The following is a 21,266-nucleotide window of genomic DNA, read 5'->3' as shown; positions in this document are numbered from 1 at the left end:
CCACCGAACCCGCAGGAAGCCCGAACTCCCCATGCGCACACAGATCTTCCAGGTGTCCACGCTCTACGGCGCGGCCACCCTCGCCGCCGCCCTGGACGCCGGCCGGTTCGGCCCCCGCGACGGCGCCCGCCGCCTGCTGCTGCTCTCCCACAACGCCGAGATCCCCGAGACGGCGCTCCGCCTCGAGGAGATGACCGGCTACGAGCGGATCGCCGCCCGCTTCGACGGCGTGCTCGACTGGAACGACACGATCCGGCCGCACCACCCCGGCACCTGGGCCCCGCGCCCCGAAGAGGCCCCGCTGTGGCAGCGGGTGTTCCGCACGGCCTGGGACCTCGACGACGCCCCCGTCGAGCTGATCGTCGAGTCCATCCAGGTCAACCCGGCCCGCGCGCTCGCCGCCTCCTTCGCGGAGAGCTCGATCCAGGTGTACGCCGACGGCCTCATGAGCTACGGCCCCACCCGCGACGAACTGCCCCAGTCCATCGCCTGCCGCATCCACCGGCTGCTCCACCTCGACCTGGTGCCCGGCCTGCGCCCGATGCTGCTCACCGAGTACGGCGTCGAGGCCGAACTGGTCCCGGACGACGCCTTCCGCGCGGTGCTCGCCGAGATCGCCGCCGCGGCCGAGGGCGATCCACAGGTCGACCGGGCCGTCGCCGCCGCCCCGACCGCGCTGCTGCTCGGCCAGTACCTCGCCGCGCTCGGCATCCTCACCGCCGACGAGGAGGAGGAACTGCACGTCCGCATGCTGCGCTCCGCCGCCGCGGCCGGCCACGAGTCGGTGGTCTTCAAGCCCCACCCCACCGCCCCGGCCCGCTACTCGCTGGCGCTGAACGAGGCGGCCGACGCCGCAGGGGTCCGGCTGACCGTCCTGGACGGGCCGCTGCTCGCCGAGACCTTCTACGAGCGCTGCCGGCCCCGGCTCGTCGTCGGCTGCTTCTCCACCGCGATGCTCACCGCCTCCGTGTACTACGACGTGCCCGTCGCCCGGGTCGGCACCCGCACGGTCCTGGAGCGGCTCACCCCGTACGAGAACAGCAACCGGGTGCCGCTGACGATCGTCGACCACCTCGTTCCGGACCTGGAGGCCGGCGCGACGCCCGTCGTGCCCGGGGCCGCGCCGGCCTCGCTGACCGCACTGGTCCGCGCGGTCGGCTACTGCATGCGCCCCACCAGCCACCCCGGACTGCGCGACGAGATCGCCGGACTGCTGCCCGGGCTGGCCCGCGACGCGGGCACCGCGCACTGCTTCCCGGCCGAGCGGCTCACCGAGCTGAAGCTGCCCGGCGGCTCGCTGCCCCGCCGGCGCTCCCGGCTGCTGCGCCGCGCGGCCCGCACGGGCGGCTGAGGGCTCAGCCCTCCCGTGGCGCCGAGTGCACGAGGGTGAACACCGCCCCCTCCGGGTCGGCCACCAGCGCGAGGCGTCCCGCCGTGCCCTCCCGGGGCGGCCGCAGCACCTGGCCGCCCAGCTCGGTGATCAGCGCGGCCGCGGCGTCGGTGTCGGCGACCTCGAAGTACGTCATCCAGTGCGCGCCCCTGGTGCGCGGCAGCCCCGTGCCCACACCGTGCAGGGAGGCCACCGGCCGGTCCTGGAGGTGGAGGGTCAGATAGTCGAAGTCGGCGGAGACGACCGGCTCGATCCCGTACCCGAAGACCGACTGGTAGAACTTGGCGACCGACGCGGTCTCGTACGTCAGCAGCTCGTTCCAGACCGGTGTCCCGGGCGGGCCCGCCATCGCCGTGCCGTGGTGCGCCGCCGCCTGCCAGATGCCGAACACCGCGCCCGTCGGGTCCGAGCAGATCGCCAGCCGGCCGGCGTCCCCGGCGTCGAGCGGGCCGACCGCGACGGTGCCGCCGCAGCAGCGGATCAGCTCGGCGGTCTCGTCCGCGTCGTTCGTGGCGAGATAGGTCGTCCAGGCGATCGGCAGATGACGGTCGGGGGGCAGCCGGCCGATGCCCGCCACTTCCTTGCCGTCGAGCAGCGCGCGGGAGTAGGGGCCAAGCTGTCGAGGGCCGGGGCGGAACTCCCAGCCGAACAGTTCGCCGTAGAACTCCTGCGTGGCTTCGAGCCCGTGCACCATCAGGCTCACCCAGCAGGGTGCACCCGGTGTGCGCCGAGTCGCCTCGGTCATCGTCACTCTCTCCTCGGACCATCGCCGGTGGCCGTGGTGTCGCGTGTCCAGTGCCGATGCTCGCACCACCCGGCGCGTCGCGCGCCCCGACCGCGCCGAATTCGGCGCGATCCCGCGAGAGGATGTCCTGTTCGCCGTCTTTGTCGTGGCGTCGTTCCCGCTACGGCCGCGGCCGGGCAGGCCGCGACTGCGCGAGGATGGCTCCCATGACACCCATCATCTCCGCATCCGAACTCGCGAGCGAGCTCGCCGGGTCGCGGCCTCCGGTGCTGCTCGACGTCCGCTACCAGATGGGCGGTCCGCCCGGACGCCCCGCGTACGCGGCCGGGCATCTGCCCGGAGCGGTCTACATCGACCTGGACGAGGAGCTGGCCGACCCGCCGGGCGGCGGCCGCGGCCGGCACCCGCTGCCGAACCTCGACGCCTTCGGCACGGTGATGCGGCGGGCCGGCGTCCGGTCCGGTGCGCCCGTGGTCGTGTACGACGGCGGCCAGGGCTGGGCCGCCGCCCGCGCGTGGTGGCTGCTGCGATGGACGGGACACGCCGACGTACGGATCCTCGACGGCGGCCTGCCGGCCTGGACCGGCCCCCTGTCGACGGACTCCCCGTCTCCCGAGGAGGGCGACTTCGTCCCGGCGCCCGGGGCGATGCGGCTCCTGGACGCGGACGGCGCCGCGGCCCTGGCCCGTACCGGCCTGCTCCTGGACGCCCGGGCGGGGGAGCGGTACCGCGGCGAGACCGAGCCCATCGACCCGGTCGCCGGTCACATCCCGGGCGCGGTCTCCGCTCCCACCACGGAGAACGTCGACGCGACGGGCCGCTACCTGCCCACCGAGACGCTGGCCGCCCGTTTCAAGGCCCTCGGCGCGATGGAGGCCCCCGAGGTCGGCGTGTACTGCGGCTCCGGTGTGTCGGCCGCGCAGCAGCTGGTGGCCCTGGAGCTCGCCGGCGTCCCGGCGGCCCTGTACGCGGGCTCCTGGTCGGAGTGGATCAGTGACCCGGACCGCCCGGTGGCCACGGGCGCGAACCCGTAGACACGGGCCCGAACCCGTGGAACGGACAGGGGCCGGTCCCTATGTCGGGTACCGGCCCCTCAAACGCTGCGTCCGCGCCTCAGTCCTGCTTCTTCCTCCGCGTGCCGAACACGATCTCGTCCCAGCTCGGCACCGCGGCACGGCGGCCGGGGCGGACGCCGTCCGCCTCCGCCTGCCGGTCGGTGGTGCCGATCAGACGGTCGCGGTGGCCCGAGACCGCGCGGGGCATGAGCACGTCCGCGTACGCGGAGCCCGCGCCGGCCGAGGCCGCCGGGGCCGGCGGCTCCTCCGCCTCCGGCTCCTGGTCCGGCTCCGAGGACGGGGCGTCGTCGGAGCGGTCCGGCACGACCATGTCGCCGCGGAAGCTCGGCACCGCCTCCAGGAGGCTGGTCAGCGAGTCCCGCTCGCTCGACTCGTCCTCGGCGGACGCGGCCGGCGGCTGGTACCGCTCGATCTGGCGGTCCAGGGCGCGGTCCAGCGGCCGGTCCCGGGGGAGCCGGGCGATCCGAGGCACGAACGGGAAGCTCGGCTCCGGGGCGGTGATCGTGTCGTCGGTCTCGCCGATCAGCGAGCGCGCCTCGTCGTCCACGGCCTGCACCAGGCGGCGCGGCGGGTCGTACGTCCAGCTGGCGCTGTGCACCTCGCCGGCCACGCGGTAGACGAGCAGCACCTCCCAGGTGCCGTCGTCGCGCCGCCAGGAGTCCCACTGCACGGTGTCCTTCTCGGCGCCGCGCAGCAGCAGCCGCTCCTGGACGGCCTCGCCGAGCTGGGGTCCGGTGTTCTCGCCCGGCCGGCGCACCGGCGTCTTGCGGGCCCGCTCGGCCATGAACGCCCGCTCCGCGAGCACGGGGCCCTCGAAGCGGCGGACGCGGTCGACGGGGATCCCGGCGAGCTGGGCGACCTCCTCCGCGGAGGCACCGGCTCGTATCCGCGCCTGGATGTCGCGGGGGCGGAGGTGGCTCTCCACCTCGATCTCGATCTGACCGAGACGCGCGCGGTCGTTGCGCACCGCGGCACGGAGCCGCTCGTCGATCGGAAGCGTGTACTCCGTGTTGTCCGCAGCCTTGAGCACCAGTCGTGTGCCGTCGTTGGAGACGGCCACGACACGCAGTTCGGGCATGGGGACCTCCCGGGTGGTGCCTGCCGACGTCACGTGCGTCGCTGCTTCCGCTAGTCGAGTGTGGCCTGCCCGGGTGCAGCCTGCCACAACCTTGCCGAGTTGCCCGGCGTGTCGGGCGTGGACCCTGAAACGCCGTTATGGCACGGTTACCTATTTGCAACGCAGAGTGACCACGCGGTCACGCTGTGCAGCAGGCGCCGTGCGGTGCAGCGGCGCCGCCGGTTCGAGTGCCGCTTTCGGCCCCCTCCCGGTGCTCCGTGCGCCCGTGAGGAAGCACGACCCCGGGTTCGCCACAGTACTCCATTCGGGCCACCTGGGTGGACCGCCGCGCCGCCGAGTTTCTCCGCCGGTACGGGAGTTGAGTCCGCGTGATCTCCCGTTCCCTGAGGGGTAGTTCAGGGAATGGGTGGAAAGAGAACGATTTGTTCAGTCGCCGAGCACCCGGCGCAGATAGTCGTTGCCGAAGCGCCGCTCCGGGTCCAACCGGTCGCGCAGCGCGGTGAACTCGCCGAAGCGCGGATAGGCGTCGGAGAGATAGGCGGCGTCCCGGGTGTGGATCTTGCCCCAGTGCGGCCGTCCGCCGTGCGCCGTCATGATGCGCTCCACCGCGGTGAAGTACGCGCGGTACGGCGTCCCCTTGTAGAGGTGCACCGCGATGTACGCCGACTCCCGGCCCGAGGCGGTGGACAGGGCGATGTCGTCCGCCGGCGCCGTCCGCACCTCCACCGGGAAGCTGATCTTCAGCGGGGAGCGCTCGATCATCGCCTTCAGCTCGCGCAGCGCGGCCACCGCCGCCTCGCGCGGCAGCGCGTACTCCATCTCCACGAACCGGACCCGGCGCGGCGAGGTGAACACCTTGTACGGGATGTCGGTGTACGTACGGGCCGACAGGGCGCGGCTGGAGAGCTTCGCGATCCCCGGGATCACCGGCGGCACCGCCCGCCCCAGCGAACAGGCCAGCCGGAACACGCCGTTGGACAGCAGCTCGTCGTCGACCCAGGCGCTCACCGGGTTCAGCGGGGCCTCGGGGCCCGCGCTGCGGTTGTTGCGCTTGGTGTTGCAGTTGTCGGTGTGCGGGAACCAGTAGAACTCGAAGTGCTCGTTCTCCGCGTGCAGCGCGTCGAACTCGGAGGTCACCCGGTCGAAACTCATCGGCTCCTCGCGGGCGGTGAGCAGGAACACCGGCTCCACGGCGAAGGTGATCGCGGTGACGACGCCCAGCGCGCCCAGCCCGATCCGGGCGGCCGCGAAGACCTCGGCATTCTCCTTCTCCGAACAGGTCATCAGCCGCCCGTCCGCGGTCACCAGTTCCAGGGCGCGGATCTGGGCGGCGATCGAGGCGGAGTCCCGGCCCGTGCCGTGGGTGCCCGTGGAGGTGGCCCCGGCGACCGTCTGCTCCATGATGTCGCCCATGTTCGTGAGCGACAGGCCCTCGCGGGCCAGCGCCGTGTTCAGGCGCTTGAGCGGCGTGCCCGCCTCCACGGTGACCGTCATGGCCTCGCGGTCGATCCGGCGGACGCCGGTGAGCAGGTCCGGCCGGACGAGCACCCCGTCCGTGGCGGCGATCGCGGTGAACGAGTGGCCCGTGCCGACCGTCTTGACCCGCAGCCCGTCCTCGGCCGCCCGGCGGACCTCCGCGGCCAGCTCCTCGGCGGACGCCGGGGCGACCTCGCGGACCGGCCGGGACTCGACCGTGCCCGCCCAGTTACGCCACGGGCTGCTGCTGCCCGTCCTCCTGCTCGCGCTCTTCGGCGTCTCGCTCACGCTGCCCCTCCCGCGTCGGCGCCGACCTGCTCAGCCGGCGATAGCCCAGGAGCCCGATCACGACCGCGGCGGCGCCCGAGACGACGGGCACCACGTACCCCGCGGCGGCGCCCGAGGAGTCGACCACCCACCCGGCGGCCGACGAGCCGAGTGCCACACCGATCGCGAGCCCGGTCCCTGTCCAGGTCATGCCCTCGGTGAGCTTGGCGCGCGGTACGTGCACTTCGACGAGGGCCATGGTGGTCACCATCGTCGGCGCGATGGACATACCCGCGACAAAGAGCGCCACGGCCAGCAACGGCAGGTTCCCGGCCAGTAGGAGGGGGATCATACTCACGGCCATCGCGGCCACGCCCACCAGCCACCGGCGGGACGCCTCGCCCTTCGGCCGCAGCATTCCGAAGACCGCGCCGGCCAGGCAGGAGCCCAGCGCGTACACCGCGAGGACCAGGCTGGCCGCGGCCTTCGCACCGCGCTCCTCCGCGAAGGCCACCGTCACCACGTCCACGGCGCCGAAGACGGCGCCCATGGCGATGAAGGTGAGCGCGAGGACCTGCAGTCCGGGGGAGCGCAGGGCCGAGCCGCCGGTGTGCTCCTCCTGCGGACGGGGCTTCGGCTCGGTGGCCGTCTGGCCGGTCAGCCAGAAGACGCCGATGGCCAGGAAGATCCCGGCGATCAGCGGACCGGCCTCCGGGAACCAGACGGTCGACAGACCGATGGAGATGATCGGGCCGAAGATGAAGCACACCTCGTCGACGATCGACTCCCACGCGTACGCGGTGTGCAGCATCCCGGAGCGGCCCTCGTAGATCGCCGCCCAGCGGGCCCGGGTCATCGCGCCGAGCGACGGCACGCAGCCGATGACGGCCGTGAAGACGAAGAGCGTCCAGTCGGGCAGACCGAAGCTGACGGACAGCAGGAGTCCGGCGCCGCCCGCGAGGCTCACCAGCGTCACCGGCCGCAGCACCCGGCGCTGCCCGTACCGGTCCACGTACCGCGAGACCAGCGGGCCGAGCACGGCGGCGGAGATCGCCAGGGCCGCCGCCAGCGCGCCGGCGAGCCCGTAACGGCCCGTGACCTGGGAAATCATGGTCACGATGCCGATGCCCATCATGGACAGCGGCATACGGCCGAGGAAGCCGGCGACCGAGAAGGCCCGGGTGCCCGGACTCTCGAAGATCGCGCGATAGGGACTGGCCAAGGGAGGCTCCGGCGTATCTGATCAACACGTGTAATTAACTCCTAAAGCCTAAGCCTTCGAAGCGAATGGGTCACGAACTTTTCCGGACGCCCTCCCCACACGCGGATGGACCCGGCCACCCGCTGTCGGCACCGGGTGGGAGGATCGGTGGCATGTCCGATCAGCGCGATCCCGCCCCGTACGACGCCCTGCTGCTGCTCTCCTTCGGCGGTCCGGAAGGACCGGACGACGTGGTCCCGTTCCTGGAGAACGTGACCCGCGGCCGGGGCATCCCCACGGAGCGGCTCAAGGAAGTGGGGCAGCACTACTTCCTCTTCGGCGGCGTCAGCCCCATCAACGGCCAGAACCGCGCCCTGCTCGACGCGCTGCGGGAGGACTTCGCGCAGGCCGGCCTCGACCTGCCGGTCTACTGGGGCAACCGGAACTGGGCGCCGTACCTCACGGACACCCTGCGGGAGATGGTCACCGACGGCCGCCGCCACATCGCCGTCCTCACCACCAGCGCGTACGCCTCCTACTCCGGCTGCCGCCAGTACCGCGAGAACCTCGCCGACGCGCTCTCCACCCTGGAGGCGGAAGGGCTGCCGCTGCCCCGGGTCGACAAGCTGCGGCACTACTTCAACCACCCGGGCTTCGTCGGACCCATGACCGACGGCGTCCTCGCCTCGCTCGCCGAACTCGACGAGTCCGTCCGGGCCGGCGCCCACCTCGCCTTCACCACCCACTCCATCCCGGACTCCGCCGCCGACTCCTCCGGCCCGCTCGAGGCGCACGGCGAGGGCGGCGCGTACGTCGAGGAGCACCTCGACGTGGCCCGGGTGATCGTCGAGGCCGTCCGCGAGGCCACCGGCGTCGCCCACCCGTGGAAGCTCGTCTACCAGTCCCGCAGCGGCGCCCCCCACATCCCGTGGCTGGAGCCGGACATCTGCGACCACCTGGAGGAGCTGCACGGCGCCGGCGCGCCCGCCGCCGTCATGGTGCCGATCGGCTTCGTCTCGGACCACATGGAGGTCCTCTACGACCTCGACACCGAGGCCATGGCCAAGGCCGCCGAGCTGGGCCTGCCGGTGCGCCGCTCGGCCACCGTCGGCGACGACCCCCGGTTCGCCGCCGTCGTCCGCGAGCTGGTCCTGGAGCGCGCCGCCGCGGAGCGCGGCCTCGTGGTCGAGCGCTGCGCCCTGGGCGCCCTCGGCCCCTCGCACGACCTCTGCCCGATCGGCTGCTGCCCGGCCCGCGCGGACCGGCCCGCGGCGGCCGGCGCCGACAGCCCGTACGCGTAGGGAGACCCCATGACCGACAACGCCCCCACCGAACCCACCGACGCCTTGCTCGCCGAGCTGCTCGACCTCGCCCTGGAGGCCGGCCGCCGTGCGGGCGTCCTGCTGCGCGACGGCCGCCCGCACGACCTGTCCGTGGCCCGGACGAAGTCCAGCCCGATCGACGTGGTCACCGAGATGGACCTGGCGGCCGAGAAGCTGATCACCGGCTTCCTCGCCGACCACCGCCCCGACGACGGCTTCCTGGGCGAGGAGGGCGCGGCCAGCCCCGGTACCAGTGGCGTCCGCTGGGTCGTCGACCCGCTCGACGGCACGGTGAACTACCTGTACGGGCTCCCCACCTGGGCCGTGTCCATCGCCGCCGAGGTCGGCGGCGAGACCGTCGTCGGCGTCGTCGAGGCCCCGATGCGCGGCGAGACGTACCGGGCGGTGCGCGGCGGCGGCGCGTACATGCGGGCCGGTGACGGTGGTCAGTGGCGTCCGCTGGCCGCCCGCCCGGCCCCGCCGCTCGACCAGGCGCTGGTCTCGACCGGGTTCAACTACGTGCAGACCGTCCGCTCCCACCAGGCCGACGTGGCCCAGCGGCTGATCCCGCAGCTGCGCGACATCCGCCGCAGCGGCTCCGCCGCGATCGACCTCAGCGATGTCGCCGCCGGCCGGCTGGACGGCTACTACGAGCGCGGGCTCAGCCCCTGGGACCTGGCCGCGGGCGACCTGATCGCCCGCGAGGCCGGCGCGCTGACCGGCGGCCGTCCCGGAGAGCGGCCGTCCGGCGAGCTGGCCGTGGCGGCCTCCTCAGGCGTCTTCGAGCCGCTCCAGGCCCTCCTGGAGGAGTACGGCGCCTGGCACGACTGAGGGGCCGCACACGCCCCCGAACAGGCCGAAGGGCCCCGGAGCCGATGCGGCTCCGGGGCCCTTCGGGCGACGGCGGTCGGGATCAGACGCTGGCTGCGCCGATCTCCACACCGTGCTCCGCGGCCAGGCGGTGGAGGTCGTCGAGCTCGGCCTCCTCCACTTCCACGAGGAAGTCGTCGCCCTGCTCGCGAGCCCGAGTGAGGTCGGACTGCGTGGTCCTGATGCGCTGCAGCAGCCCTGCGGTGAAAGCGTCCATCGTGCGCCCCCTCGTCATGGGTCGGTGGCACGGGGGTGTGCCGAGGGTCGGAACGGATCACGCGCTGCAACCTCTGGGGGACAGAGCGGCAGGTGGCGCGCCACATACAGGGCGTGATCGCGGGGTGTGCAGACGTCCTCCCCAGGCCCTTCCTCAGAGAAACCTCAACTGCCGCGCGAATCAGGTGAATTCTTGGCGCTCCGGAACGCGTCCGCCGCGCCCCGCGCCGTCCGCGTACCCCTCGTGCACCCCGCCTTACAGCCGGTTTACGCACGTAACGGGCAGGATGGATACGCACAGTCAGTGCTCAGGACCGCCCGTCCCCGCCGGGGCCAGGGCTCGGAGGAAGGAACAGCGACGTGCGCGTACTCGTCGTCGAGGACGAGCAGCTGCTCGCCGATGCGGTGGCCACCGGACTGCGCCGGGAGGCCATGGCAGTCGACGTCGTGTACGACGGCGCCGCCGCTCTCGAACGCATCGGCGTCAACGACTACGACGTGGTCGTCCTCGACCGCGACCTGCCGCTCGTCCACGGCGACGACGTCTGCCGCAAGATCGTGGAACTGGGCATGGCCACCCGCATCCTGATGCTCACCGCCTCCGGCGACGTCAGCGACCGCGTGGAGGGCCTGGAGCTCGGCGCCGACGACTACCTGCCCAAGCCCTTCGCCTTCAGCGAGCTCACCGCCCGCGTCCGGGCGCTCGGCCGCCGCACCACGGTGCCGCTGCCGCCGGTCCTGGAGCGCGCCGGGATCAAGCTGGACCCGAACCGCCGCGAGGTGTTCCGGGACGGCAAGGAGGTCCAGCTCGCCCCCAAGGAGTTCGCGGTCCTGGAGGTCCTGATGCGCAGCGAGGGCGCCGTGGTCTCCGCCGAGCAGCTTCTGGAGAAGGCCTGGGACGAGAACACGGACCCGTTCACCAACGTCGTCCGCGTCACCGTCATGACCCTCCGCCGCAAGCTCGGCGAACCTCCCGTGATCGTCACCGTGCCGGGCTCCGGCTACCGGATCTGACCCCATGGCGACGACCCCCGCGCCCCACCCCCAGGCGCCCCCGAAACCCACCTGGGATCCCCGGGATCCCGTACGTCCGCTGCTGCGGCCGACCATCCGGATACGGCTCACGCTGCTGTACGGCGGCATGTTCCTGATCGCCGGAATCCTGCTGCTCTCGATCATCTACCTGTTCACCGCCCAGGCGGTCAACGACGCCACGGCGCAGCTGCCCTTCAGGGTCGCCACCGGCAGGGTGGAGGCCACCACGCCCTTGTGCCGGCTCCCCGGCACCCCGACGACCGAAGAGCTCAACGCGGCCCTCACGATCTGTCTGCGGCACCAGACCGACCTGGCCCTGGACGACGTGCTGCGCCGTTCGCTCTTCGCCCTGCTGGGCCTGAGCATCATCGCCTTCGCCTTCGGCTACGCGATGGCCGGCCGGGTCCTGTCGCCGCTCGGCCGGATCACCCGGACCGCCCGCCAGGTGGCCGGCTCCGACCTGGCCCGGCGCATCGAGCTGGACGGTCCGGACGACGAGCTGAAGGAGCTGGCGGACACCTTCGACGAGATGCTGGAGCGCCTGGAGCGGGCCTTCACCGCCCAGCAGCGCTTCGTCGCCAACGCCTCGCACGAGCTGCGCACGCCGCTGGCGATCAACCGCACGCTCCTGGAGGTGCACCTCTCCGATCCGGGCGCGCCGGTGGAGCTCCAACAGCTCGGCAAGACGCTGCTGGCCACCAACGAGCGCAGCGAGCAGCTGGTCGAGGGCCTGCTGCTGCTTGCCCGCAGCGACAACCAGATCGTGGAGCGCAAACCGGTCGACCTCGCGGAGGTGGCCTCCCGGGCCATCGACCAGGTGCGGGCGGAGGCCGACGCCAAGGGCGTGGAGATCCGCGGCGAGCAGGCTCCGGCGGTCGTCCAGGGCAACGGCGTGCTCCTGGAGCGGATCGCCCTGAACCTGATCCAGAACGCCGTGCGGTACAACGTTCCGGAGGACGGCTGGGCCGAGGTCACCACCGAGACCCAGCACGGACAGGCGGTCCTGGTCGTCTCGAACTCGGGACCGGTGGTCCCGGCATATGAGATCGACAACCTTTTCGAGCCGTTCCGCAGGCTCCGCCAGGAGCGGACGGGCAGCGACAAGGGCGTCGGACTCGGCCTGTCGATCGTCCGGTCCGTCGCGCGGGCCCACGGGGGCCGTATCATCGCGGAGCCCCGCGAGGGCGGCGGCCTCGTGATGCGTGTCACCCTGCCGATCTGACACACGCACGAGCCGGTCGGATGTTCGCTTTGCGCGGAATTTTCGGGAACTGTTCCCGAAGAGACCGTGTGTGATCGATCACAGGCGAGATGTTTCGGCCATCTACTCTCCGTGACCGTCAAAGCTGCCGGAAAACCAGGAAAAGTCCGGGTTTCCGGGGCCCCGAATCACGGGAAGTACACGGGGTGGCACCCGTGAAGAGCGGCAGACGGACCGTGTACGGTCCGCTTCGCCACCCAAACCCGATCACCCGTGAGGGGTCGCGTTGGGTGTCGATTGAGTAACAGACCTTGATGTGAGGCAAAATCTCCGCCTCGGGTCGGGCACAAGTCCGGCCTCTCACGCGTTACGTGCGCTGGAGACACCGCAACCACCCAGAGGGGGAGAAGCGACATGGCAACCGACTACGACACCCCACGCAAGACCGACGACGACGTCGACTCGGACAGTCTTGAGGAGCTGAAGGCCCGCCGGAACGACAAGTCGACCTCGACCGTCGACGTCGACGAGTTCGAGGCCGCCGAGGGCCTGGAGCTGCCGGGCGCCGACCTCTCGAACGAGGAGCTGGCCGTCCGTGTGCTGCCCAAGCAGGCTGACGAGTTCACCTGTATGAGCTGCTTCCTCGTGCACCACCGCAGCCAGCTGGCCCGGGAGAAGAACGGCCAGCCGATCTGCCGCGACTGCGACTGAGGTCAGGTCGGCCGTGGCAGGCGACACCCCGTCTCGGAAGCGGCGTTTCCGGCTCCCCAGGACGCCGGACTCGCAGCAGGGCGGCTCAGGCCAGGTGGAGGGCGCCGTCGAGGCACCCGACACCGAGCACTCCGCCCCCCTGCCGTCCCCCGGTGCACGTGACGACGAGCGAGGCCTTCCGGCCTCGCTCGAAGCAGCGGCACCCCACCCCGTACCGGTCGAGCACGCGCCCCGGCGCCGCCGCCTGGAAGCCCTGCGCCGAGGCGCCGGGTACGACGCGGTCAGAAGGGGCGTGCAGAAGACCGGCGAGGCCGCCAGAGCGGGCATCGGCCACCTCGCCGACCGCCTCATCGACATCGCGCCGCGCATCCCCGTACGGGACCTCGCGACGCTGCGCCGGCACTTCCCCGGCCTCGGCCCGGAGGAGATCGCCGACAAGCTGGTCTCCGGCGCGGCCAACGCCAGCTCCACCGTCGGCGCCGGCATCGGCGCCGCCGCCATGATGCCCGTACCCCCCGCTCTGCCGGCCGAGCTGGCCGCGGAGATCACCGGGGTCGCCGCGATCGAGCTCAAGCTCATCGCCGAGCTGCACGAGGTCTACGGCCTGCGTCCGCCCGGCTCGCTCACCCAGCGCTCCACCGCGTACCTGACCTCCTGGGCGGAGGAACGGGGCATCGACCCCACCAAGCCCACCACCGTCAACGCGGCGCTCGGCGGTCAGCTCAAACGCGAGCTGCGCCAGCAGATCGTGAAGCGCATGATGCGCAACCTGCCGAACCTGATGCCGTTCATGGTCGGCGCCGCCGTGGGCGCGGTGATGAACCGCCGCGACACCAAGAAGCTCGCCGGGCACATCCGCGCCGACCTGCGCCGCCGCCAGATCCCCTGGAGCGCCCTGCCCGAGCTGCCGCCGCTGGAGCAGCCCGAGAACCCCAAGGAAATCGGCTTCTAGCCGCTCCGGGCCCGCCGAGGGGTTATCGGCCCGCCTCGGCGCGCACCGCCTCCAGCGCGGCCGCCAGCGCCTCCGGGTCGCGCGAGGAGAGGTACACGTACGGCGTCGGGTCCTGCGGGTCCGTCACCTCGACCCGCACCGCCCCGGGCACATAGCCGCGCATCAGCATGAACGCGCGCGCGTCGGACTTGTACGTGCGCCAGGCGCGCGCCTCCTCCGCGTCCAGCACCTCCGGCGCGCCCAGCGCCGCCGCCGGGATCCGGGCCTCGCCCGCGACCAGCGAGCCGGCCACCACACGGATCCGCGCGGAGCCGTACGAGGACACCGCCATCGCCGCCAGCGCACCCGCCACGATCACCCCGGCGAGCATCGGCACATTGCCCAGCGGAAACATCACCAGGCCCCCCGAGAGGCCGAGCAGAGCCGCGATCACCCACCAGGAGCCGGGGGCGGTCAGACGTTCGTCGTAGGACGGGGCGGAAGGCTGCATGGCTCCTAGCTTGGCACGGCGCGACCTGCGGCTACCCGCGCGGGTAAGGTCTGCGGCTGTGACTGGAACTTCTGCCGCCCTCACCCCGCCGGCCGACGCCCTACCGCCGGTACGCCACCCCGAGGCGCCGGCTCCCGGCGAGCTGCTCGGCTCGCACTACGCGCAGTGCTTCGGCTGCGGCGGCGGCCAGCCCCACGGGCTGCACCTGGAGGCACGGGCCGGCGAGGGCGTCACCGTCACCGCCGAGTTCACCGTGACCCCCGACCACCAGGGCGCCCCCGGCCTCGCCCATGGCGGCGTCCTCGCCACGGCGCTCGACGAGACCCTCGGCTCCCTGAACTGGCTGCTGCGCGTCATCGCCGTCACCGGCCGCCTGGAGACCGACTTCGTGCGCCCCGTGCCGGTCGGCACCGTGCTGCACCTTCAGGCCGAGGTCACCGCCGTCCGCGGCCGCAAGATCTACTCCACCGCCACCGGCCGGATCGGCGGGCCCGACGGCCCCGTCGCCGTGCGCGGCTACGCCCTCTTCATAGAGGTCAAGGTGGAGCACTTCATCGACAACGGCCGCCCGGAGGAGATCCAGGCCGCCATGTCCGACCCCGACCAGGTCCGGCGCGCCCGCGCCTTCGAGGTGAACCCCTGATGCGCAACCCTGTCGACGTACTGATCCGCCGCGTGGACCCGGAGGTCCCGATCCCCGCCTACGGGCACCCGGGCGACGCCGGGGTCGACCTCGTCACCACCGAGGCCGCTGAGCTCGCCCCCGGCGAGCGCGCCGTCCTGCCCACCGGCATCGCCGTGGCGCTGCCGGACGGCTACGCCGCGTTCGTGCACCCCCGCTCCGGTCTGGCCGCCCGCTGCGGTCTGGCGCTGGTGAATGCCCCGGGGACGGTGGATGCCGGGTACCGTGGGGAGATCAAGGTGATCGTGGTCAATCTGGATCCGCGCGAGAGTGTGCGATTCGAACGTTTCGACCGGATTGCCCAACTGGTCGTCCAGCAGGTCGAGAAGGTGCGCTTCCACGAGGTGGCGGAGCTTCCCGGCTCGGCGCGGGCCGAGGGGGGCTTCGGGTCCACCGGCGGTCATGCCGCCGTGGACGGCACCACGGGTGGGAATCGATACGCTTCGGTCGTATCCGACCGGGAAGGACAGTGACGTGTTCGGACGTCGCAAGAAGAGCGGTGCCGCTGCCCAGGACGCAGCGGGCGAGGCCGAGCAGGTCGTCGACGCGGTGGACGGCGAAGAAGCCGCCGACGCGGCCCCGCGGCGGGTGAACCTTCCGCCGGCGCCCCGGCCCGACGGTCCCTGGGACATTTCCGAGGTCACCCGGCCCGAGGAGGGCCGTGTGGACCTCGGCGGCATCTTCGTGCCCGGAGTCGAGGGCATGGAGCTGCGGGTGGAGGTGGCGGGCGACGCGATCGTCGCGGCCACCGTCGTACTGCGTGACAGCGCCGTGCAGCTGCAGGCGTTCGCCGCGCCCAAGAAGGAAGGCATCTGGGGCGAGGTCCGCGAGGAGATCGCCTCCGGCATCACCCAGCAGGGCGGTGTCGTCGACGAGGTCGAGGGCCCCCTCGGCTGGGAGCTGCGGGCCCAGGTCCCGGTGCAGCTGCCGGACGGCAACAGCGGCGTGCAGCTGGTGCGCTTCGTCGGCGTCGACGGGCCCCGCTGGTTCCTGCGCGGCGTGATCTCCGGGCAGGGCGCGGTCCAGCCCGAGGCCGCGGGCCTGCTGGAGCAGATCGTCCGCGACGCCGTCGTGGTCCGCGGCGAGGGCCCGATGGCCCCGCGCGACCCGATCGTCCTGAAGCTGCCCGACGACGCACAGATGGTGCCCGAGGGCGTGCAGCAGGAGGAGGCGGAGACCTCGCGGTTCTCCGGCGGCATGGGCCAGCTCCAGCGCGGACCCGAGATCACCGAGGTCCGCTGACCCCTCGTCCCCCTGCCTGATCCCCGCCCCTTCGCTGTGATCCCTGGCCCCGGACCGTGTCCACGACACATACTGGCCGGGCCAGGGGATCGACGGGGATCAGGGGATCGAGGGGGCAGCGGGGATGGGCGAGAACACCGGGGCGGAATCCGGCGCGACCGCGGTGGCGGAGCGGGCCGACGGACCCATGGTCCGGGTCGAGGGCCTGCGCCGCTCGTACGGATCCGGCGCGGCGGCCGTGCACGCCCTGCGCGGGGTCTCCTTCGAGATACCGCGCGGCGAGCTGGTCGCCCTCAGGGGCCGCTCCGGCTCCGGCAAGACCACACTGCTCAACCTGGTCGGCGGCCTCGACACCCCGGACGGGGGACGGATCACGGTCGCCGGCGCCGACCTCGCGGACCTCGGCGAGGAGGGGCTCCTGGAGCTGCGCCGGGACCGCATCGGCTTCATCTTCCAGTCCTTCGGACTGATCCCGATCCTCTCCGCCGCGGAGAACGTCGGCGTCCCCATGCGGCTGCGCAAGACCGACCCCAAGGAGCGCGAGGAGCGGGTGGCCCTGCTGCTCGCCCTGGTCGGCCTCGCCGACCACGCCGCCCAGCGACCCGGCGAGCTCTCCGGCGGCCAGCAGCAGCGCGTCGCCATCGCCCGCGCCCTGGCCAACCGGCCCTCCCTGCTGATCGCCGACGAGCCGACCGGCCAGCTCGACGCCGAGACCGGCCTGGCGGTCATGGAACTGCTGCGCGCCGTGGTCCGCAGCGAGGGCGTCACCGCCCTCGTCGCCACGCACGACGCGCAGCTCCTGGGCCTGGCGGACCGGGTCCTGGAACTGCGCGACGGCGAGCTGATCGAGCACTGAGGGGCGGCGGCGCGAGGGGGCCGCTCAGAAGTCCTTCGGGGCGGTCCCGACCGCGCGCACCTCGATCGGCATGTTGATCGGCGTGCCGCCCGGCCCGGGTGCGGTGGAGACGTGCGCGGCGATCGCGATCGCCCGCTCCTCCGAAGCGACGTCGACGATCCACCAGCCGGCCAGGAACTCCTTGGTCTCCGCGAACGGCCCGTCGGTGACCAGCGGCGCCCCGTCCGGTCCCGCCTTCACGATCAGCGCCGTCTCCGACATCGCCAGCCCCTGCGCCTCCACGAACTCGCCGTCGGCCATCAGCTTCTCGTTGGTGCGCCGCATGAAGTCGATGTGGGCGCCGACGTCCTCCGACTGCCAGGTGTCGATCCGCGGGATGTCCAGCGTGTTCTCGGCGAACTGCATCAGCAGCATGTACTTCACGGTGTGCTCCTCGGGTCCTGTGGTGGTGCTTCCACGTTGCCTTCCACCCTGAGGTCGGAGCCGACCGCGCGCTCTCTACATCGCCGTCTGCATCGCCGGGAAAATTCCTTCCGGGGATCCGTCGCACCAAACATAAGAATCCCGTCAAGGTCGTCCCGAGGGTCGCTCACGCGTACGGAACGTCCGATGTGCTGGACGTATGGTCGTCCCATGGGACGAGGCAAGTTGCGTATCTACCTCGGTGCGGCACCGGGCGTGGGCAAAACCTACGCAATGCTCGCCGAGGCCCACCGCCGCGTGGAGCGGGGCACCGACTGCGTCGTCGCCTTCGTCGAGCACCACGACCGGCCGCGCACCGAGGTGATGCTGCACGGCCTGGAGCACGTGCCGCGCCGGGCCCTCGAGTACCGGGGCGCCGCGTTCACCGAGATGGACGTGGACGCGGTCCTCGCGCGCAAGCCCGCCGTCGCCCTGGTGGACGAACTCGCCCACACCAATGTCCCCGGCTCGCGGAACGCCAAGCGCTGGCAGGACGTGGAGGAGCTGCTCGCGGCCGGCATCGACGTCATATCCACGGTCAACATCCAGCACCTGGAGTCACTCGGCGACGTCGTCGAGGCGATCACCGGCGTGCGGCAGAAGGAGACCGTCCCGGACGAGGTCGTCCGGCGCGCCGACCAGATAGAGCTGGTCGACATGTCGCCCCAGGCGCTGCGACGCCGCATGGCCCACGGCAACATCTACAAGCCCGACAAGGTCGACGCGGCCCTGTCCAACTACTTCCGCCCCGGCAACCTCACCGCCCTGCGCGAGCTGGCCCTGCTGTGGACCGCCGACCGCGTCGACGAGTACCTGAGGCAGTACCGCGGCGAGCACGGCATCCGCACCACCTGGCAGGCCCGCGAGCGGATCGTCGTCGGCCTCACCGGCGGCCCCGAGGGCCGGACCCTCATACGCCGGGCCGCCCGGCTCGCCGAGAAGGGCGCCGGCGGCGAGGTCCTCGCCGTCTACATCGCCCGCAGCGACGGCCTCACCGCGGCCTCGCCGAAGGAGCTGGCCATCCAGCGCACCCTCGTCGAGGACCTGGGCGGCACCTTCCACCACGTCATCGGCGACGACATCCCCTCGGCGCTGCTCGAGTTCGCCCGCGGCGTCAACGCCACCCAGATCGTCCTCGGCTCCAGCCGCCGCAGGACCTGGCAGTACATGCTCGGACCCGGCGTCGGCGCGACCGTCGCCCGGGAGTCAGGCCCGGACCTCGACGTCCACATCGTCACCCACGAGGAAGTCGCCAAGGGCCGCGGACTGCCCGTCGCGCGCGGCGCCCGGCTCGGCGGCTCCCGGCTGATCGCCGGCTGGCTCGTCGGCGTCGGCGGCCCGCTGCTGCTCACGCTGCTGCTCACCCACGTGGACGCGGACCTCGGCCTCGCCAACGACATGCTGCTGTTCCTGGCGCTGAACGTGGCCGCCGCGCTGCTCGGCGGGCTGTTCCCGGCGCTGGCCTCCGCGGCCATCGGCTCACTGCTGCTGAACTGGTTCTTCACCCCGCCGATCCACAAGATCACCATCGCCGACCCGAAGAACATCGTCGCCATCGCGGTCTTCTTCTTCGTCGCCATGTCGGTCGCCTCCGTGGTCGACCTCGCCGCCCGACGCACCCACCAGGCCGCCCGGCTGCGCGCCGAGTCGGAGACCCTCTCGCTGCTCGCCGGCAGCGTGCTGCGCGGCGAGACCACGCTGGAGGCCCTCCTGGAGCGGGTGCGGGAGACCTTCTCCATGGACTCCGTCGCCCTGCTGGAACGCGCCGGCGACGTCGAGCCGTGGACCTGCGCCGCGAGCGTCGGCCCGCACCCCGCCGTACGCCCCGAGGACGCCGACGTCGACATGCCGGTCAACGACCGGCTCGCGCTGGCCCTCAGCGGCCGGGTGCTGCCGGCGGAGGACCGGCGCGTGCTCGGCGCGTTCGCCGCCCAGGCCGCCGTCGTACTGGACCGGCAGCGGCTCGTCGACCAGGCCGAGGAGGCCCGCAAGCTCGCCGAGGGCAACAAGATCCGCACCTCCCTGCTGGCCGCCGTCAGCCACGACCTGCGCACCCCCCTCGCCGGCATCAAGGCCGCCGTCTCCTCGCTCCGCTCCGACGACGTCGAATGGTCCGAGGAGGACGTCGCGGCGCTCCTGGAGGGCATCGAGGACGGCGCCGACCGGCTCGACCACCTGGTCGGCAACCTGCTCGACATGTCCCGGCTCCAGACCGGCACCGTCACCCCGCTGATCCGCGACACCGACCTCGACGAGGTCGTGCCCATGGCGCTCGGCGGCGTCCCGGACGGCAGCGCGGAGCTCGACGTGCCCGAGACCCTGCCGATGGTGCGGGTCGACAAGGGGCTCCTGGAGCGGGCCGTCGCCAACATCGTCGAGAACGCCGTCAAGTACAGCCCCGAGGGCGTCCCGGTCATGGTCGCCGCCAGCGCGCTCGGCGACCGCGTCGAGCTGCGCGTCGTCGACCGCGGGCCCGGCGTGCCCGACGAGGGCAAGGACGGCATCTTCGAGCCGTTCCAGCGCTTCGGCGACGCCCCGCGCGGCGCGGGCGTGGGTCTCGGCCTCGCGGTCGCCCGCGGCTTCGTGGAGGCCATGGGCGGCACCATCACCGCCGAGGACACGCCCGGCGGCGGCCTCACCATGGTCCTGACGCTGCGCGCCGCACCCGGCCGCGACGGAGCCCCGGACTCCGCCGCAGCCGCCCCCGACGCCTCCCCGGCCTCCCGGAACGCCTCCCCGGCCTCCCAGAGCGCCTCTTCGGCTTCCCCGGACGCCTCGTCCGCCTCCTCCGACGCAACCACCGCCCAGGCCGTCTCGTGACGCCGGCAGAAAGCAGGTACCACTCCATGACCCGGGTCCTCGTGGTCGACGACGAACCACAGATCGTCCGCGCCCTGGTGATCAACCTCAAGGCGCGGAAGTACGAGGTGGACGCCGCGCCCGACGGCGCGACCGCGCTCAAGCTCGCCGCCGAACGCCACCCTGACGTCGTCGTGCTCGACCTCGGCCTGCCGGACATGGACGGGGTCGAGGTCATCAAGGGCCTGCGCGGCTGGACCCGGGTACCGATCCTCGTCCTGTCCGCCCGGCACACCTCCGACGAGAAGGTCGAGGCCCTCGACGCCGGCGCCGACGACTACGTCACCAAGCCCTTCGGCATGGACGAGCTGCTGGCCCGGCTGCGGGCCGCCGTCCGCCGCTCCGAACCCGTCGGCGGGGGAGAGGACGGGGCCGTCATGGTCGAGACCGACTCGTTCAGCGTCGACCTGGCGGCCAAGAAGGTGCAGCGCGGCGGCCGGGACGTCCGGCTCACCCCCACCGAGTGGCACCTCCTGGAGGTCCTGGTCCGCAACAGCGGCCGGCTGGTCAGCCAGAAGCAGCTGCTCCAGGAGGTGTGGGGCCCCTCGTACGGCACCGAGACCAACTACCTGCGGGTCTACATGGCGCAGCTGCGCAGGAAGCTGGAGGCGGACCCCTCGCACCCCCGCCATTTCGTCACCGAACCGGGAATGGGGTACCGCTTCGAGCACTGATCCGAATACCGGCCTCCCGCCGTCCGATCGGCTGACAGCGGGGCCCGGTACGCTTTCTCTATGAGTGCTGCACCGCGTACGGAGAAGCCCGCCGGACGGTTCCGGCGGATGCTCGACCGGCTGTCCTCCTCGCAGGAGGACCTGGAGTCGGAGGAGCTCCAGGAGGACACCCAGGCGTCCGGGTGCACGCCCATCTCCGACTGCTCCGACCGCCAGATCGTCAAGGTGACTGGTACCTTGCGCACGGTCACGCTGCGTCCCCGCGCCGGCGTGCCCGCGCTGGAGGCCGAGCTGTTCGACGGCACCGCGCCGCTGGACGTCGTGTGGCTGGGCCGGCGGTCCATCGTGGGCATAGAGCCGGGCCGCAAGATGATCGCCTCCGGCCGGATCTCCATGAGCCACGGCCGACGGGTCCTCTTCAACCCCAAATACGAGCTGCGACCGCTCGGACAGGAGTAGCC

The 21,266-nt window shown here is 72.5% G+C and carries 22 protein-coding genes; 15 read left to right on the top strand and 7 right to left on the bottom strand.

Annotated elements, in window-relative coordinates; translation table 11 throughout:
• Nucleotides 1-31: 31 nt before the first annotated feature.
• The gene (locus tag ACGFMM_RS27990; RefSeq protein ID WP_393649231.1) at nucleotides 32-1,351 is read left to right on the top strand and encodes a polysialyltransferase family glycosyltransferase; all 1,320 of its coding nucleotides are present in this window, start codon (nucleotides 32-34) and stop codon (nucleotides 1,349-1,351) included.
• Nucleotides 1,352-1,355: 4 nt separating this feature from the next.
• Here ACGFMM_RS27990 and ACGFMM_RS27985 read toward each other — a convergent pair whose 3' ends face one another.
• Nucleotides 1,356-2,135 carry a VOC family protein gene (locus ACGFMM_RS27985; RefSeq protein WP_393649230.1) on the bottom strand — a complete coding sequence of 260 codons (780 nt, stop codon included), beginning with the start codon at nucleotides 2,133-2,135 and terminating at the stop codon, nucleotides 1,356-1,358.
• A gap of 206 nt (nucleotides 2,136-2,341) precedes the next feature.
• Between ACGFMM_RS27985 and ACGFMM_RS27980 the strand changes: the two genes are divergently transcribed.
• On the top strand, nucleotides 2,342-3,169 hold the full coding sequence (locus ACGFMM_RS27980; RefSeq protein WP_393649229.1) for a sulfurtransferase: 828 nt from the start codon (nucleotides 2,342-2,344) through the stop codon (nucleotides 3,167-3,169).
• Nucleotides 3,170-3,248: 79 nt separating this feature from the next.
• On the opposite strand, the gene sepH is transcribed toward ACGFMM_RS27980, so the two are convergent.
• From sepH to ACGFMM_RS27965, 3 genes are all read right to left on the bottom strand, one after another.
• Entirely contained in the window at nucleotides 3,249-4,322 is a 1,074-nt protein-coding gene (gene sepH / locus ACGFMM_RS27975) for a septation protein SepH (RefSeq protein WP_393649228.1), read from the bottom strand.
• A gap of 393 nt (nucleotides 4,323-4,715) precedes the next feature.
• Entirely contained in the window at nucleotides 4,716-6,053 is a 1,338-nt protein-coding gene (locus ACGFMM_RS27970; RefSeq protein ID WP_393649227.1) for a D-arabinono-1,4-lactone oxidase, read from the bottom strand.
• Nucleotides 5,995-7,254 (bottom strand): MFS transporter, encoded by a 1,260-nt coding sequence (locus ACGFMM_RS27965; protein WP_393649226.1) that lies wholly within the window; start codon nucleotides 7,252-7,254, stop codon nucleotides 5,995-5,997. The genes ACGFMM_RS27970 and ACGFMM_RS27965 overlap by 59 nt, the downstream gene beginning before the upstream one ends.
• Nucleotides 7,255-7,406: 152 nt before the next feature.
• Between ACGFMM_RS27965 and ACGFMM_RS27960 the strand changes: the two genes are divergently transcribed.
• The gene (locus tag ACGFMM_RS27960; RefSeq protein ID WP_393649225.1) at nucleotides 7,407-8,534 is read left to right on the top strand and encodes a ferrochelatase; all 1,128 of its coding nucleotides are present in this window, start codon (nucleotides 7,407-7,409) and stop codon (nucleotides 8,532-8,534) included.
• Between the two features lie 9 nt (nucleotides 8,535-8,543).
• Nucleotides 8,544-9,386, top strand: a complete 843-nt coding sequence (locus tag ACGFMM_RS27955; RefSeq protein WP_393649224.1) for an inositol monophosphatase family protein — start codon at nucleotides 8,544-8,546, stop codon at nucleotides 9,384-9,386.
• An 82-nt stretch (nucleotides 9,387-9,468) separates the two neighbouring features.
• Here ACGFMM_RS27955 and ACGFMM_RS27950 read toward each other — a convergent pair whose 3' ends face one another.
• Entirely contained in the window at nucleotides 9,469-9,642 is a 174-nt protein-coding gene (locus ACGFMM_RS27950) for a hypothetical protein (RefSeq protein WP_393649223.1), read from the bottom strand.
• A gap of 359 nt (nucleotides 9,643-10,001) precedes the next feature.
• Here ACGFMM_RS27950 and ACGFMM_RS27945 point away from each other — a divergent pair, with 359 nt between their 5' ends.
• From ACGFMM_RS27945 to ACGFMM_RS27930, 4 genes are all read left to right on the top strand, one after another.
• The gene (locus ACGFMM_RS27945) at nucleotides 10,002-10,655 is read left to right on the top strand and encodes a response regulator transcription factor (RefSeq protein ID WP_393649222.1); all 654 of its coding nucleotides are present in this window, start codon (nucleotides 10,002-10,004) and stop codon (nucleotides 10,653-10,655) included.
• A gap of 4 nt (nucleotides 10,656-10,659) precedes the next feature.
• Nucleotides 10,660-11,898, top strand: coding sequence for a sensor histidine kinase (locus ACGFMM_RS27940; protein WP_393649221.1), 1,239 nt, complete (start codon nucleotides 10,660-10,662; stop codon nucleotides 11,896-11,898).
• Between the two features lie 393 nt (nucleotides 11,899-12,291).
• A complete protein-coding gene (locus ACGFMM_RS27935) occupies nucleotides 12,292-12,588 on the top strand; it encodes a DUF4193 domain-containing protein (protein WP_003955561.1) in 297 nt (98 codons plus the stop codon).
• A 13-nt stretch (nucleotides 12,589-12,601) separates the two neighbouring features.
• Nucleotides 12,602-13,540, top strand: a complete 939-nt coding sequence (locus tag ACGFMM_RS27930; protein ID WP_393649220.1) for a hypothetical protein — start codon at nucleotides 12,602-12,604, stop codon at nucleotides 13,538-13,540.
• Nucleotides 13,541-13,562: 22 nt separating this feature from the next.
• Here the strand turns inward: ACGFMM_RS27930 and ACGFMM_RS27925 are convergent, their stop codons facing one another.
• On the bottom strand, nucleotides 13,563-14,030 hold the full coding sequence (locus ACGFMM_RS27925) for a DUF3093 domain-containing protein (protein WP_393649219.1): 468 nt from the start codon (nucleotides 14,028-14,030) through the stop codon (nucleotides 13,563-13,565).
• Nucleotides 14,031-14,088: 58 nt separating this feature from the next.
• On the opposite strand from ACGFMM_RS27925, the gene ACGFMM_RS27920 reads away from it, so the two are divergent.
• The 4 genes from ACGFMM_RS27920 to ACGFMM_RS27905 all read left to right on the top strand — a co-directional run bounded on the left by ACGFMM_RS27920 (nucleotide 14,089) and on the right by ACGFMM_RS27905 (nucleotide 16,810).
• A complete protein-coding gene (locus ACGFMM_RS27920) occupies nucleotides 14,089-14,673 on the top strand; it encodes a PaaI family thioesterase (RefSeq protein ID WP_393649218.1) in 585 nt (194 codons plus the stop codon).
• Complete coding sequence (gene dut / locus ACGFMM_RS27915) at nucleotides 14,673-15,185, top strand: dUTP diphosphatase (RefSeq protein WP_393649217.1); 513 nt, start codon at nucleotides 14,673-14,675, stop codon at nucleotides 15,183-15,185. Before ACGFMM_RS27920 ends, dut begins: the two co-directional genes overlap by 1 nt.
• A 1-nt stretch (nucleotide 15,186) precedes the next feature.
• The gene (locus ACGFMM_RS27910) at nucleotides 15,187-15,954 is read left to right on the top strand and encodes a DUF3710 domain-containing protein (protein WP_393649216.1); all 768 of its coding nucleotides are present in this window, start codon (nucleotides 15,187-15,189) and stop codon (nucleotides 15,952-15,954) included.
• Nucleotides 15,955-16,078: 124 nt separating this feature from the next.
• Entirely contained in the window at nucleotides 16,079-16,810 is a 732-nt protein-coding gene (locus ACGFMM_RS27905; protein WP_393649215.1) for an ABC transporter ATP-binding protein, read from the top strand.
• Nucleotides 16,811-16,834: 24 nt separating this feature from the next.
• On the opposite strand, the gene ACGFMM_RS27900 is transcribed toward ACGFMM_RS27905, so the two are convergent.
• Nucleotides 16,835-17,224 carry a YciI family protein gene (locus tag ACGFMM_RS27900; RefSeq protein ID WP_393649325.1) on the bottom strand — a complete coding sequence of 130 codons (390 nt, stop codon included), beginning with the start codon at nucleotides 17,222-17,224 and terminating at the stop codon, nucleotides 16,835-16,837.
• Nucleotides 17,225-17,443: 219 nt separating this feature from the next.
• On the opposite strand from ACGFMM_RS27900, the gene ACGFMM_RS27895 reads away from it, so the two are divergent.
• The 3 genes from ACGFMM_RS27895 to ACGFMM_RS27885 are packed head-to-tail and all read left to right on the top strand — an operon-like array spanning nucleotide 17,444 to nucleotide 21,264.
• Nucleotides 17,444-20,092, top strand: coding sequence for a DUF4118 domain-containing protein (locus ACGFMM_RS27895; protein WP_393649214.1), 2,649 nt, complete (start codon nucleotides 17,444-17,446; stop codon nucleotides 20,090-20,092).
• Between the two features lie 26 nt (nucleotides 20,093-20,118).
• A complete protein-coding gene (locus ACGFMM_RS27890; RefSeq protein WP_393649213.1) occupies nucleotides 20,119-20,805 on the top strand; it encodes a response regulator in 687 nt (228 codons plus the stop codon).
• 60 nt (nucleotides 20,806-20,865) lie between these two features.
• Nucleotides 20,866-21,264 carry an OB-fold nucleic acid binding domain-containing protein gene (locus ACGFMM_RS27885; protein WP_393649212.1) on the top strand — a complete coding sequence of 133 codons (399 nt, stop codon included), beginning with the start codon at nucleotides 20,866-20,868 and terminating at the stop codon, nucleotides 21,262-21,264.
• Nucleotides 21,265-21,266 lie beyond the last annotated feature (2 nt).

Source organism: Streptomyces sp. NPDC048604 (assembly GCF_043199435.1).
Classification (GTDB): domain Bacteria; phylum Actinomycetota; class Actinomycetes; order Streptomycetales; family Streptomycetaceae; genus Streptomyces.
Note: the sequence above shows the minus strand (reverse complement) of the source record. Positions and strands in the feature narration are given on the sequence as shown.

Excerpts from the sequence above, each read along its gene's own strand:
- ACGFMM_RS27990 (WP_393649231.1), top strand. The coding sequence starts at position 32 with ATGCGCACACAGATCTTCCAGGTGTCCACGCTCTACGGCGCGGCCACC.
- ACGFMM_RS27985 (WP_393649230.1), bottom strand. The coding sequence starts at position 2,135 with ATGACCGAGGCGACTCGGCGCACACCGGGTGCACCCTGCTGGGTGAGC.
- ACGFMM_RS27980 (WP_393649229.1), top strand. The coding sequence starts at position 2,342 with ATGACACCCATCATCTCCGCATCCGAACTCGCGAGCGAGCTCGCCGGG.
- ACGFMM_RS27960 (WP_393649225.1), top strand. The coding sequence starts at position 7,407 with ATGTCCGATCAGCGCGATCCCGCCCCGTACGACGCCCTGCTGCTGCTC.
- ACGFMM_RS27955 (WP_393649224.1), top strand. The coding sequence starts at position 8,544 with ATGACCGACAACGCCCCCACCGAACCCACCGACGCCTTGCTCGCCGAG.
- ACGFMM_RS27950 (WP_393649223.1), bottom strand. The coding sequence starts at position 9,642 with ATGGACGCTTTCACCGCAGGGCTGCTGCAGCGCATCAGGACCACGCAG.
- ACGFMM_RS27940 (WP_393649221.1), top strand. The coding sequence starts at position 10,660 with ATGGCGACGACCCCCGCGCCCCACCCCCAGGCGCCCCCGAAACCCACC.
- ACGFMM_RS27935 (WP_003955561.1), top strand. The coding sequence starts at position 12,292 with ATGGCAACCGACTACGACACCCCACGCAAGACCGACGACGACGTCGAC.
- ACGFMM_RS27925 (WP_393649219.1), bottom strand. The coding sequence starts at position 14,030 with ATGCAGCCTTCCGCCCCGTCCTACGACGAACGTCTGACCGCCCCCGGC.
- dut (WP_393649217.1), top strand. The coding sequence starts at position 14,673 with ATGCGCAACCCTGTCGACGTACTGATCCGCCGCGTGGACCCGGAGGTC.
- ACGFMM_RS27905 (WP_393649215.1), top strand. The coding sequence starts at position 16,079 with ATGGGCGAGAACACCGGGGCGGAATCCGGCGCGACCGCGGTGGCGGAG.
- ACGFMM_RS27900 (WP_393649325.1), bottom strand. The coding sequence starts at position 17,224 with ATGCTGCTGATGCAGTTCGCCGAGAACACGCTGGACATCCCGCGGATC.
- ACGFMM_RS27895 (WP_393649214.1), top strand. The coding sequence starts at position 17,444 with ATGGGACGAGGCAAGTTGCGTATCTACCTCGGTGCGGCACCGGGCGTG.
- ACGFMM_RS27890 (WP_393649213.1), top strand. The coding sequence starts at position 20,119 with ATGACCCGGGTCCTCGTGGTCGACGACGAACCACAGATCGTCCGCGCC.
- ACGFMM_RS27885 (WP_393649212.1), top strand. The coding sequence starts at position 20,866 with ATGAGTGCTGCACCGCGTACGGAGAAGCCCGCCGGACGGTTCCGGCGG.